This is a genomic window from Achromobacter sp. 01N37, from assembly GCF_056399725.1.
In genome coordinates this window covers 1-12,221 of record NZ_JBFTRX010000014.1, presented here as the reverse complement: position 1 = coordinate 12,221, position 12,221 = coordinate 1, and the positions used below count along the sequence as shown (strand labels likewise).

General features: G+C 60.7%; 12 protein-coding genes and 1 other RNA gene. 8 read left to right on the top strand and 5 right to left on the bottom strand.

Annotation, left to right across the window (positions count from 1 at the left end; genetic code table 11):
• Positions 1 to 17: 17 nt before the first annotated feature.
• The 3 genes from AC1DSJ_RS23830 to AC1DSJ_RS23820 all read right to left on the bottom strand — a co-directional run bounded on the left by AC1DSJ_RS23830 (position 18) and on the right by AC1DSJ_RS23820 (position 3,797).
• Positions 18 to 1,622, bottom strand: a complete 1,605-nt coding sequence (locus AC1DSJ_RS23830) for a gamma-glutamyltransferase family protein (protein ID WP_441372294.1) — start codon at positions 1,620 to 1,622, stop codon at positions 18 to 20.
• A gap of 191 nt (positions 1,623 to 1,813) precedes the next feature.
• Complete coding sequence (locus tag AC1DSJ_RS23825; RefSeq protein WP_054427362.1) at positions 1,814 to 3,319, bottom strand: tripartite tricarboxylate transporter permease; 1,506 nt, start codon at positions 3,317 to 3,319, stop codon at positions 1,814 to 1,816.
• A 13-nt stretch (positions 3,320 to 3,332) separates the two neighbouring features.
• Positions 3,333 to 3,797 carry a tripartite tricarboxylate transporter TctB family protein gene (locus tag AC1DSJ_RS23820; RefSeq protein WP_054427363.1) on the bottom strand — a complete coding sequence of 155 codons (465 nt, stop codon included), beginning with the start codon at positions 3,795 to 3,797 and terminating at the stop codon, positions 3,333 to 3,335.
• A 481-nt stretch (positions 3,798 to 4,278) separates the two neighbouring features.
• Between AC1DSJ_RS23820 and AC1DSJ_RS23815 the strand changes: the two genes are divergently transcribed.
• From AC1DSJ_RS23815 to AC1DSJ_RS23800, 4 genes are all read left to right on the top strand, one after another.
• Positions 4,279 to 4,725: a hypothetical protein gene (locus tag AC1DSJ_RS23815; protein WP_054427364.1), complete on the top strand. Its 447-nt coding sequence runs from the start codon at positions 4,279 to 4,281 to the stop codon at positions 4,723 to 4,725.
• Positions 4,725 to 5,036, top strand: coding sequence for a cell division protein ZapA (locus AC1DSJ_RS23810; protein ID WP_006217444.1), 312 nt, complete (start codon positions 4,725 to 4,727; stop codon positions 5,034 to 5,036). The genes AC1DSJ_RS23815 and AC1DSJ_RS23810 overlap by 1 nt, the downstream gene beginning before the upstream one ends.
• A 32-nt stretch (positions 5,037 to 5,068) precedes the next feature.
• A non-coding RNA gene (gene ssrS, locus AC1DSJ_RS23805) (6S RNA) lies at positions 5,069 to 5,251 on the top strand.
• 108 nt (positions 5,252 to 5,359) lie between these two features.
• Entirely contained in the window at positions 5,360 to 6,121 is a 762-nt protein-coding gene (locus AC1DSJ_RS23800; protein WP_054427365.1) for an SIMPL domain-containing protein, read from the top strand.
• Here AC1DSJ_RS23800 and lgt read toward each other — a convergent pair.
• Positions 6,096 to 6,884, bottom strand: a complete 789-nt coding sequence (lgt, locus tag AC1DSJ_RS23795) for a prolipoprotein diacylglyceryl transferase (protein WP_054427366.1) — start codon at positions 6,882 to 6,884, stop codon at positions 6,096 to 6,098. The two genes, AC1DSJ_RS23800 and lgt, sit on opposite strands and share 26 nt — an antisense overlap.
• Before the next feature lie 132 nt (positions 6,885 to 7,016).
• On the opposite strand from lgt, the gene ilvD reads away from it, so the two are divergent.
• From ilvD to msrA, 3 genes are all read left to right on the top strand, one after another.
• Complete coding sequence (gene ilvD / locus AC1DSJ_RS23790) at positions 7,017 to 8,702, top strand: dihydroxy-acid dehydratase (protein ID WP_054427367.1); 1,686 nt, start codon at positions 7,017 to 7,019, stop codon at positions 8,700 to 8,702.
• A complete protein-coding gene (locus AC1DSJ_RS23785; RefSeq protein ID WP_054427385.1) occupies positions 8,686 to 9,021 on the top strand; it encodes a c-type cytochrome in 336 nt (111 codons plus the stop codon). Before ilvD ends, AC1DSJ_RS23785 begins: the two co-directional genes overlap by 17 nt.
• Before the next feature lie 76 nt (positions 9,022 to 9,097).
• A complete protein-coding gene (gene msrA, locus AC1DSJ_RS23780; RefSeq protein WP_054427368.1) occupies positions 9,098 to 9,652 on the top strand; it encodes a peptide-methionine (S)-S-oxide reductase MsrA in 555 nt (184 codons plus the stop codon).
• 108 nt (positions 9,653 to 9,760) lie between these two features.
• Here the strand turns inward: msrA and hppD are convergent, their stop codons facing one another.
• Positions 9,761 to 10,873: a 4-hydroxyphenylpyruvate dioxygenase gene (gene hppD / locus AC1DSJ_RS23775; protein WP_175171617.1), complete on the bottom strand. Its 1,113-nt coding sequence runs from the start codon at positions 10,871 to 10,873 to the stop codon at positions 9,761 to 9,763.
• A 156-nt stretch (positions 10,874 to 11,029) separates the two neighbouring features.
• On the opposite strand from hppD, the gene AC1DSJ_RS23770 reads away from it, so the two are divergent.
• Positions 11,030 to 11,506 (top strand): Lrp/AsnC family transcriptional regulator, encoded by a 477-nt coding sequence (locus tag AC1DSJ_RS23770; RefSeq protein WP_054427370.1) that lies wholly within the window; start codon positions 11,030 to 11,032, stop codon positions 11,504 to 11,506.
• Positions 11,507 to 12,221: the final 715 nt, after the last annotated feature.

Here is a 12,221-nt window from a genome sequence, read left to right as displayed (position 1 = left end):
CAGTAACCTTAACGCAATCAAAAGCCGGCGGCGAGTCCATCTCGACGGCTATCGCTGGCGCTGACATACCCGTCCACAGCGGGGTCGCCCAGCCGCCAGATGAATTGGCCCGATCCGAAGTCCATGTAGGGGTCGTCGATGCCTTCCAGCACATGGCCACGCGCGCGCAGCCCTTGGGCCACGGCAGGCGCAAGGCCGGCTTCGGCGTCTACGGCCAGCCCATGGTTCCATTTCCAGCGAGGCGCGTCGCAGGCGGCCTGCGGCTGCTGGCCATAGTCCAGCATGCGCACGAGCGTCTGCACCTGCCCCTGCGGCTGCATATTGCCGCCCATGACGCCAAAGCTCATCACCGGCGCCCCGTTACGCATCAGGAACCCGGGGATGATTGTGTGGAAGGGCCGCTTGCCGCCCGCCACCACATTGGGGTGATCGGGCTGGGTGCTGAAGCAGTGTCCACGGTTTTGCAGGCTGACACCCGTACCCGGCACCACCACGCCTGAGCCGAAGCCCATGTAGTTCGATTGGATGAAGCTCACCATCATGCCGCGCTTGTCGGCCGCGGTCAGGTAGACGGTACCGCCCTGCGGCGCATGGCCCGAGGCGAAGGCCTGGGCCACATTGGGGTCGATCAGCCCTGCGCGCTCGGCCAGATAATCGGGGCGCAGCATCTGCTCGGGTGTCATGCGCATGTGGCGCGCGTCGGCCACATGGGCGTAGACATCGGCGAATGCCAGTTTCATGGCTTCGATCAGCAGGTGCTGGGTGTCGGGGTGGTCGATCGGGCGGGCCGCCAGATCAAAGTTCTGCAAGATGCCCAGGGCAATCAGCGCTGCGATGCCCTGGCCGTTGGGCGGAATCTGATGCAGGGTGTGGCCGCGATACGGCTGGCTGATGGGGGCGACCCATTCCGGCGCGTAGTCCCGCAGGTCGGCCAGTGTCAGCGCGGCGTCGTGGGCTTGCGCGTGCGCCACGAGCTTATGCGCGGTTTCGCCTTCGTAGAAGTCACGTCCGCCGGTTGCGGCAATGCGCTTGAGGGTTGCCGCGGCGCCTTGCAGCACGAAATGTTCGCCGATGTGGGGCGGGCGGCCTCGGGGTAGAAAGTGATCCGCGAATCCGGGCTGGGGATGCAGCACGTCGGCCTGCGCCGCCCACTTTTCTTGCACCATGGGCGACACGGCGTAGCCGCGTTCAGCGTATTCGATGGCCGGCGCCAGCACCTCCGCGAACGCCAGCGCGCCCAACTTTTCATGCAATGCGGCCCATCCCGCCACGCAACCCGGCACGGTGACGCTGTCCCATCCCCGCATCGGGATCACGCCTTGATGCTTGCGGCGGAAGTAATCGACGTTCCAGGCGGCAGGGGCGGTGCCTGATGCGTTCAATCCATGCAGCTTCGAACCATCCCAGACGATGGCGAAGCAATCGGAACCCAGTCCGTTACTGACCGGTTCGGTCAATGCCAGCGTCGCGGCAGCGGCGATGGCGGCATCAACGGCATTACCGCCTTGAGCAAGCACTCGCAACCCGGCCTGGGCGGCCAAGGGTTGCGAAGTGGCGACCACGTTGCGGGCGAACACCGGAGTCCGGGTGGTGGAGTAGGGGTTGTGCCAGTCGAAATTCATGCCGAATCATCGCGTGGGGTAAACCCGTAGCTTACCGTAGATAAATCGCAATCAAACACAGTCAGTAGTAAGTGGAATTTATTAGTAGCTTTTGGCGGGTGTGCATTTTGAGCGCGCAAAGAAAAACCCCCGGACGGTGCCGGGGGTTCTTTGAGAGCAGGACTGCCGCCGCAAGGACGGCAAATCGGGCTTTACTCTTCTTCGACGAAGGTCTCTTCGCGCTTCTTGCGAATGGCAGGCAGAGCCACCAGGATCACCAGGATCGCGGCCACGGCCAGCAGGGAAGCCGACAGAGGACGGGTCACGAAGGTGGTGAAATCGCCACGCGACAGCAGCAATGCACGGCGGAAGTTCTCTTCCATCATGGGGCCCAGAACCAGGCCCAGCAGCAGCGGTGCGCCTTCGCACTTCAGCTTCGACCACACGTAGCCGATCACACCGAAGATTGCCGTTGTGAAGATGTCGAACGAGTTGTAGTTCAACGAATACACACCGATCGTGCAGAACACCAAAATCGCCGGGAACAGGATGCGGTAAGGCACCTTCAGCAGCTTGACCCACAGGCCGATCAGCGGCAGGTTCAGCACCACCAGCATCAGGTTGCCGATCCACATCGAGGCGATCAGGCCCCAGAACAGCTCCGGGTGGCTCGTCATGACTTGCGGGCCGGGCTGGATGTTGTGAATCGTCATTGCGCCAACCATCAGCGCCATCACGGCGTTACCCGGGATACCGAGCGTCAGCAGCGGAATGAACGACGTCTGGGCTGCAGCGTTGTTTGCCGATTCCGGGCCTGCCAGGCCGGCCGGGTGGCCCTTGCCGAAGCGTTCCGGATTCCGCGAGATCTTCTTTTCCAGCGTGTAGGAAGCAAACGACGACAGCACGGCGCCACCGCCGGGCAAGATACCCAGGGCCGAACCCAGGGCGGTACCGCGCAGCACTGCCGGGTACGCTTCCTTGAATTCCTGCTTGTTCGGGTACAGCGAGCCGATCTTGTCGGTGATGTCGACGCGGTTTTCCTTCTGCTCGAGGTTGGTCATGATTTCGGCAAAGCCGAACACGCCCATGGCCACGATGGCGAAGTCGATACCGTCTTGCAGTTCGGGAATGCCGAAGTCGAAGCGGGCAACGCCAGAGTTGACGTCGGTGCCGACCATGCCGAGCAGCAGGCCCAGGATGATCATCGAGATCGCCTTGGGCAGCGAGCCCGAAGCCAGCACCACGGCGCCAACCAGGCCCAGGCACATCAGCGAGAAGTACTCGGCGGGGCCGAACTTGAAGGCGACTTCAGCCAGCGGGGGCGCAAACGCAGCCAACAGCAGCGTGGCGACGCAACCGGCGAAGAACGAGCCCAGAGCGGCGATAGCCAGCGCGGCGCCAGCACGGCCATTACGGGCCATCTGGTGACCGTCCAGCACGGTCACCACCGCGGACGTTTCCCCTGGCAGCGCCACAAGAATTGCCGTGGTCGAACCGCCGTATTGCGCGCCGTAATAGATGCCTGCAAGCATGATCAAGCCGGCAATCGGGGGCAACACATACGTGATCGGAAGCAGCATCGCGATGGTCGGGACCGGGCCAATACCCGGCAGCACGCCAATCAGCGTACCCAGGATGCAGCCCAGCAGTGCGTAGGCCAAGTTCTCGGGCGTAAACGCTACCGAAAAGCCCAACATCAGGTTGTCAAACAATTCCATGACCGGTTGCTCCTTAGTTCATGCCCAGAAAGGACGGCCACAGCGGGAAGATCAGCCCCAGCCCCTTGACGAATGCCAGATACGAGAACACCACCAGGAAGATCGCGTTGGCGACGGCGACCTTCAGGCTGAACTCATGGCTGGCCAGGCTGCTTACGACAACCAGGATGAATACCGAAAGGTAGATGCCCAGCGGCTTGAGGATGAAGCCGTACAACACCACCGAACCCACGACGAGAAAAACAATGCGCCAGTCGAACTTGTCGACATGCGTTTCGTGCGCTTTCTTGGAAAGCGAGCCAAGCAGCACGATGGCGCCCAGCAAAGCCAGAACAATGCCTAGCCAGAAAGGAAAGTACCCTGGGCCCATTCGGGCGGCAGTACCCATTTGGTAGCTGCTGGCTTGCCAGGCGAATCCCAGTCCAAGGGCGATGAACATCACCCCAGACCAGAAGTCCTGTCGATTGCGTAGCTGCATGATTGGTTGGCTCCTGTTTACAGCATGTAGATAAAAAAGTTTGTAGCCGGATGGGACCCGCCGAAAGGCGAGTGACAGGCACAAAAAAGGCACTTCGGGGTGCCATTAGTTATTCTGAAAGCGACGGCGTGGTTTCTTGAAAGGGCGAATGGTAATGGACGCCTGCCACGCTGCAAACCCTGTAAGCTCGGTGAAAGGCTGGGGTTTTCCCTAGAATTCGGGAACTCCCGACCCCCAGATGTAACCTCGCGGCAGGTTTGAGGGTTTTTTGAAAGCTAAGTGAAAGTTTATAGAAAGAAATGCGAAAGCCAGATCGGCCGGATGCGGGGAATTTGGAGGAGGGGGACTTTTCTTCAGGGGCCGGAATCGGTTAGCCTCGCGCCGCCCGAAATCACAACCGTATTTCCTACTGAATATTGCCGGGTTTCTCACCTTGCGTGAAGAGGCCCGGTTCAACTCAGGATGGTTTACGATAGCGCCCATGCTGCAAGATCTAGACCAACTCGCCGCCCGAATCGGGCAACTGGTGCAACGCACCCGCCAACTCCACGCAGAGCGTGACGCGTTGCGCCTCCGCCTGAATGACTTCGAAGCTGAGCAGCGCGTGCTCAAGCAGCGCGCCGCCGAGCGCGAGGCTGAAATCGTCACGCTGAAAAGCAAGCTTCAAGATCACGACGGCGCGGTCACCGCGATGCTCGAGCAGGCACAGCAGGCCGAAGTCGCCCTGCGTGAACAGCTCGCTCGCGAAGCCACTGAACGTCAATCGCTCGAATCGCGTTTCTCGGCACGAGAAACCGAGCTGCAGGGCAACCTGCAATCACGCGACACCGAATTACAGCGCTTGCGCGTGGCCGCCGCCGCAGCCCGCGAGCGCATCGACGCCGTGCTGGCCCGTCTGCCGGGCGCACCGTCTGGAGAGCAACACTAATGGAACGCGTAGATGTCACCATCCTGGGGCGCGACTATTCCCTGGCCTGCTCCGCTGAAGAGAAGCCCACGCTGATGGCCGCCGTGCGCCACGTCGATCAACTGATGTTGCGCATTCAAGGCACCGGCAAGATTTCCAGCAACGAACGCATCGCCGTGATGGCTGCTTTGCAGGTCGCAGGCGAGCTTCTTGCTATGAAAGCACCCGACGGTCCGCTAGGCGGTTTGGCGGTCGGCGACTTCAAGCGTAGAATTGAGGACATGAACGCAGTACTCGATGACGCCTTGTCGGGTCAGGAAAAACTGCTCTGACCGTTCATAAGCTGTATTCAAGAATTTTCAGTTTGTCCCTGCCGTGTTCGTGACTAGGCCATACATTCTCTGAACCTATGCTTTCGGCATATGGTTGCGGGAGTGTGGAGCTGGAGTGATCGTCTCTCGTAGACGAACCCGACGCTCCGCGGAACGCGACCACCTCTTACCCTAGGGTTCGAGATGCCGGCCTTGACGGCACAGGCGGGGCATTTACCCAGCGGGCCTGCCATTAGCGCAGGTCCGCGCCGGGCACCTCATCTCTCCCTCCGCTCTTCCTCCCCCTGGTTTTTTCCTTTAGTCCTCCCTCCTAGGACCAGTCCATGTTCAAACACCCTGTTTTTTCGCTGACGAAACTCGGCGCAGCGTGCGCAGCCGTGGCCGCCATTGCCGCCGTTCAACCCGTCTATGCGCAAACGCCGGCCACCGCGCCAGCCGCCACGGAATCGTCCACGAACCGCTCACCCGAAATGACGTTGCAGGCRACTGCGTCGTCCGAGGTCAAGCAGGACACCGTCCGTATTTCGCTGTCGGCGGAAGTCGAGGCGCCGGATCAGCCGGCCGCAGGCAAGAAGTTGACGGCCGCATTGGACGACGCCGTCAAGCGCGCGCGCGACACCAAGGGCGTGGAGGTTCGCACCGGCGGCTACAACGTCTGGCCGAACACCAATAGCAAGGGGAAGATCAGCTCCTGGCGTGGCCAGGGCGAAATCGTTCTGGAATCTAAGGACTTCGAAGCGGCCGCCGCGCTGGCGTCCAAGCTGTCGGACAAGACCGCCATTTCGAACATCAGCTTCTCGCTGTCGCGCGAAGCGCGCGAAGCCGAAGAACGCAAGCTGCTGAAAGAAGCCGCGCAGGCCTTCAAGGACCGCGCACTGGCCGCAGCCAATGCGTTCGGCTTTTCAGGCTACCGCTTGTCCAAATTGGAACTCGGCGGTTCGGGCGGCCCGATGCCGATGCCGCGCATGATGGGCGCCGCAGCCATGGCCAAGGACGCCTCTGGCGGCTACAGCCCGGACGTCCCGCTGGAAGCGGGAGACGTCACGGTCAGCATCGCCGTCAACGGGACGATCGTTTTGCAGTAAGACTGAACATGATGGCGCCCAAGGCGACCATCGGCAGGGACAGCCACTGTCCCATGCTCAAACCACCCGCGAGCAGACCCAGGAAGTTGTCGGGCTCGCGGGTGAATTCCACCAGGAAGCGGAACGTTCCGTATCCCATCAGGAAAAGCCCGCTCACTTGTCCCAGCGGACGCGGCTTGCTCGAAAACCACCACAGCAGCACAAACAGCACAATGCCTTCCAGGCCCAGCTCATACAGCTGAGACGGATGGCGCGCGAGCCCGTCGCCGCTGTCCGGGAACACCATCGCCCACGGCACGTCGGTGGGGCGGCCCCACAGTTCACCGTTGATGAAGTTGCCCAGGCGGCCGAATCCCAAGCCCAGCGGAATCAGCGGCGCAATGAAATCGCTGATTGCAAAAAAGGGCAACTTCTTCTTGCGTGCGAACAGCAGCATGACGACGATCACACCGATCAGGCCGCCATGGAACGACATCCCGCCTTGCCACAAATACGCGACTTCCAGCGGATGGGCCAGGTAATACGACGGCTTGTAGAACAGCACATAGCCCAGCCGGCCGCCCAACACCACGCCCAGCACGCTATAGAAGATCAGGTCTTCAAGATCCTTCACATTCAGTGAAGTGGTGTGGCCGCTGGTGATGCGACGGCGGCCCAGCACATACACCAGGGCGAATCCCGCCAGATACATCAGCCCGTACCAGTGGATGGCCAGCGGCCCGATCTGCAAGGCTACGGGGTCGAATTTTGGATATTGCAGCATGTTCTGCCCGACACAATAAAGTTGAATGATAATAACCGGCGAGCACTGAAGATTCGCATGCATGCAAGCGAGCCAGCTTCCCGGGTGCGTTCGCCATGTCCGCGCCCCGACGGCCGACAGGAGAGACAGACCATGCCGAACAACGAACGTTCCCGCCACATCACCCACGGCGTCGCGCGCGCGCCCAACCGCGCCATGTACTACGCGCTGGGCTACAAGGAAGCCGACTTCGACAACCCGATGATCGGCGTGGCCAATGGCCATTCCACCATCACCCCGTGCAACAGCGGCTTGCAGCGTCTGGCCGACGCCGCCATCGACGCCATCCGCGCGTCCAGCGCCAACCCTCAGGTGTTCGGCACGCCGACTATCTCGGACGGTATGTCCATGGGCACCGAGGGCATGAAATATTCGCTGGTCTCGCGCGAAGTCATTGCGGACTGTATTGAGACCGCCGCGCAGGGCCAGTGGATGGACGGCGTGGTGGTGATCGGCGGCTGCGACAAAAACATGCCCGGCGGCATGATCGCGCTGGCCCGCACCAATGTGCCGGGCATCTACGTCTATGGCGGCACCATCAAGCCCGGGCATTACAAAGGCAATGACCTGACCATCGTTTCGGTGTTCGAAGCCGTGGGCGAATACACGATGGGCCGCATGCCCGAAGCCGACTTCAAGCAGATCGAGAAATGCGCGATCCCGGGCTCCGGTTCCTGTGGCGGCATGTACACCGCCAACACCATGAGCTCCGCCTTCGAGGCCATGGGCATGAGCTTGCCGTACTCCAGCACGATGGCCAACGAAGACGACGAGAAAGTCGTGTCCGCCGCGGAATCGGCACGCGTGCTGGTCGACGCGGTCAGGCGCAACTTGCGGCCGCGCGACATCATCACGCGCGAGTCCATCGAGAACGCCGTGTCCGTCATCATGGCCACGGGCGGCTCCACCAATGCCGTGCTGCACTTCCTGGCGATCGCGCACGCAGCCGAAGTGCCGTGGACGATTGATGACTTCGAACGCATCCGCAAACGCGTGCCGGTGTTGTGCAATTTGAAGCCCTCGGGCAAGTATGTCGCCACCGATCTGCATCGCGCGGGCGGGATTCCCCAGGTCATGAAGCTGTTGCTCAACGCAGGGCTGCTGCATGGCGACTGCATCACGATTAGCGGCAAGACCATTGCTGAAACCCTGGCACACGTGCCGGACGCACCGCGCGCGGATCAGGACGTCATCATGCCGATCGACCGCGCGCTGTATCCGCAAGGGCACCTGGCCATCCTTAAGGGGAATCTGTCGCCCGAAGGCTGTGTGGCTAAGATTACCGGGCTGAAGAACCCCGTGATGACCGGCCCCGCGCGCGTCTTTGATTCCGAAGACGACGCGATGACTGCCATCATGGCCCAGCAGATCAAGGATGGCGACGTGGTGGTCATCCGCTATGAAGGCCCCAAGGGCGGACCCGGCATGCGCGAAATGCTGGCGCCCACGTCGGCGCTGGTGGGGCAGGGCTTGGGCGAAACCGTTGGGCTCATCACCGACGGCCGCTTTTCCGGCGGCACGTGGGGCATGGTGGTGGGTCACGTCGCACCCGAGGCATTTGTTGGCGGCCCGATCGCTCTGATTCAAGAGGGCGATTCGGTTACCATCGATGCCCACAAGCTGTTGTTGCAGCTCAATATCAGCGACGAAGACCTGGCGGCTCGTCGACAGGCCTGGGTCCCGCCCAAGCCGCGTTATACACGCGGTGTGCTCGCCAAATTCGGCAAGCTCGCCAGCACCGCGAGCCGTGGGGCAGTAACCGATGCATTTGAAGATTAGTGTGTGGCTGGCCGTGGCCGGCGTCTTGAGCGCTGGCGCGGTCCACGCGCAAACCACTGGCCTGGATCTGGCCAAGAGCAAAGCCTGTATGGCCTGCCACCAAGTGGAAACCAAGCGCGTGGGTCCGCCGTTGAAGGGCGTGGCGGAACGTTATGCAGGGCAGGGCGACGCCATGGTGGACTACCTGGCGGGCAAAATCCGCGGGGGCGGCCGGGGCGCGTGGGGCGCCGTGCCCATGCCCGCCCAGACGCACGTCAGCCAGGAAGACGCCCGCCTGTTAGCCGAATGGATCTTGTCGCTGGCGCCGCCCAAGCAGTAGCCTTATTCTCTATGCCCCGCGCATGAAGCCGGGGCGCCGGCCGCAGGTAGCGGCCGACTACAAGAAAGGAATCGTCATGGCAGAACAACCCTCTCCGGGCAACGAAGTCGCCGTTCTTGGCGGCGGCTGCTTCTGGTGCGTTGAAGCGGTCTTCACTGATCTGCGGGGCGTCAAAAGCGTGCTGCCCGGCTATAGCGGCGGGCACGTCGACAATCCCAGCTACGAACAGGTATGCGGCAAGGACACCGGCCACATCGAAGTCGCCCGTGTGGAATTCGATCCTGCCGAGTTGTCGTTCAGCGATCTGCTGCGCGTCTTCTTCGCCACGCACGACCCCACCACGCCGGGTCGTCAAGGCAATGATATCGGCCCGCAGTACGAGTCGGCGATCTTCTGGCAGAACGAGTCGCAGCGCGAGCAAGCGGAAGCCGTCATTGCCGAGGTCGAGGCGCAACAGGTTTACGACGCGCCGATCGTCACGAAGCTGCTGGCGCCCGCCAAGTTCTGGCAGGCCGAGGACTATCACAGCAACTACTTCGCGCTGCATCCCGAGCAGGGCTATTGCCAGTTCGTGATCGCGCCCAAGGTCGCCAAGTTTCGCAAGCAATTCCAGGACCGCCTGACGCGTTGAGTCCGGTTTGCTCGTTCGGTTTCGAGCGGGCAAAAAAAACCTCACCACCAGGTGAGGTATCAAAGCCAGCGCCGATGCCCGAGCACCAAGCGCTGGCGGGGGAAGTCCTTACTCGACCGTCTTCACGACGCCGCGGCGCATCTGGTCCAGTTCGATCGACTCGAACAACGCCTTGAAGTTACCTTCACCAAAGCCGTCGTTGCCCTTGCGCTGGATGATCTCAAAGAAGATCGGCCCGATTTGATTTTCAGTGAAGATTTGCAAGAGCAGTCCGCCGCCGGGGGCGCCATCCAGCAGGATGCGGTTCTTCTGCAAGCGCGCCACGTCTTCGCCATGGTTAGGCAAGCGGCGATCCAGCAGCTCGTAGTACGTTTCGGGCGTGTCCAGGAACACCACGCCCGATTCGCGCAGGGCTTCAATCGTGCTGTAGATGTCATCCGTTGCCATGGCGATGTGCTGAATGCCTTCGCCGCGGTACAGGTCCAGATACTCCTGGATCTGGCCTTTCTCTTCCGTGCCTTCTTCGTTGATCGGAATGCGGATGTTGCCGCACGGCGAGGTCATGGCCTTGGACTTGACGCCCGTTACCTTGCCTTCGATATCGAAATAGCGCACTTCGCGGAAATTGAACAGGCGTTCGTAGAACTCCGACCACTCGGCCATGCGGCCCTTGTGGACGTTGTGCGTCAGGTGGTCCACCAGCGTCAAGCCGGCGCCGCGATGGTTCAGGTCAGCTTGCGCGTTGCCCGGGTCCACCGGCACGAAGTCGACGTCATAGATACTGATATCGCCGATACCGCCGTGGCCTTCCTTGCCTGTCCAGCGATCAACCAGATAGATCAGCGAATCGCCAATGCCCTTGATGGCGGGAATATTCAGTTCCATCGGGCCGCTATGCGAGTCGAAACCCCAGGCGCCCAGTTCGAGCGCGCGCTTATACGCGGCATTGGCGTCTTGCACGCGGAAGCCAATCGCACAGATCGACGGGCCATGCAGGCGCGCGAAGCGTTGAGCGAAAGAATCCGGTTCGGCATTGATCAGGAAGTTGACACCGCCTTGGCGGTATAGCGTCACATCCTTGTGGCGATGTTTGGCGATGGCTTTGAAGCCCAGCAGCTCGAACACCTTGCGCAGCGCGGCGGGGTCCGGCGCGGCGTACTCGATGAATTCGAACCCGGCGGTGCCCATCGGGTTGTCCCAGGGTTGGAAAGCGCTGCTCATAGGTCTGCTCCCTTGCATCATTTTTCAGGACGACTTGTTCTTCAAGTCTAGACGGAGATTGTAGGAAGGAAGCTCAGGCAGACAATTGCAAAGATGGCTCAATACATGCGCCATTGAGCAATAATATTGCCGTCAATAAATAATTTGGGGCTAAAAATGTCTGACATCGAGCTAGATCGGACAGATCTAAGGATTTTGGCTGAGTTGCAGAGGGATGGCAGGCTCAGTAACCAGGAGCTGGCTGACCGGGTTTCGCTCTCGCCCAGCCCTTGTCTGCGCCGGGTTCGCCGCCTGGAAGAGAAAGGCTTCATCAAGAAGTACGTGGCTCTGATCGACGCAGAAAAGGTCGGGCTGGGGTTGCTTGCCTACGTGAACATCCGATTGAACAAACATAGCGGCTCCAGCCATGCGCCCATGAGCGACTTTGCCCGCGACGTGCAGCTTTGGCCGGAAGTGGTTGAGTGCTATGCCATGTCGGGGGATATGGACTACCTGCTGCGCATTCAGGTGGCTGACTTGGCGCATTTCTCCAAATTCGCGATGGACACGTTGATGCGCCACCCTGCGGTCATCGACATGCGATCTTTCTTCGCGCTGCAGCAGATCAAGGAGACCACCGAGCTCAGGCTGTGAAGGGTTTTTGCCATCTCTATATATAGAGGGTCTATAAGGCGGGCCTAACGGATGCGTTTCGGCAGGGGAGTAGCCCTAACTGGCAGGGGGAGTAGCCCTAACTTTTAGTGCGCGCCTACCTAGCGCCTACTTAATTGGCACCCTCCTATATATAGAGTGGAGAAGAACCCCCCGGCAAACGTGGGCGTGCCCTGTGGGAAGGGCCTGCTGAGGCAATGCGGCTGGGATTGCGGGTACTGGCTTCGGTGCGTCCCCTAAAAACTTCATCTTTCTGCAAAAAGGGTGTCATCTTGGGCGCACACGGAAAATTTCCGTGCTATAGTCTCGCTCCTTCGCAGTTCAGACAGTTTTGAACCGCGAAGCCAAGGCAAGCGCAACAGGCCGAACGAGGGTCTCCAAAAGGAGAAACGAGCCAGGTCTGCCGCGAAGCGATCAGAAATGAGAGCTAAGCGGTTATTGCAAGGATTGCAGCAAATTAGGCAAAAGCCAGTTGCACAATCTGCAAAAATCGTGCTATAGTCTTGGGCTTGGCTGGTGATGTTGATCAAGGGTTTACCCGGATCTAATTGCTAGCCACCTGAGCAGTAACCAGCCCCTGAATTCAGGGCCAAAGCTAGCGCGAAAGCAAAAGCGGCGGGGTTGCAAGATAGGATGCAAATTAGGCAAAAGCCGGTTGCATAATCTGCAAAAGTTGTGTTATAGTTTCAGGCTTGGC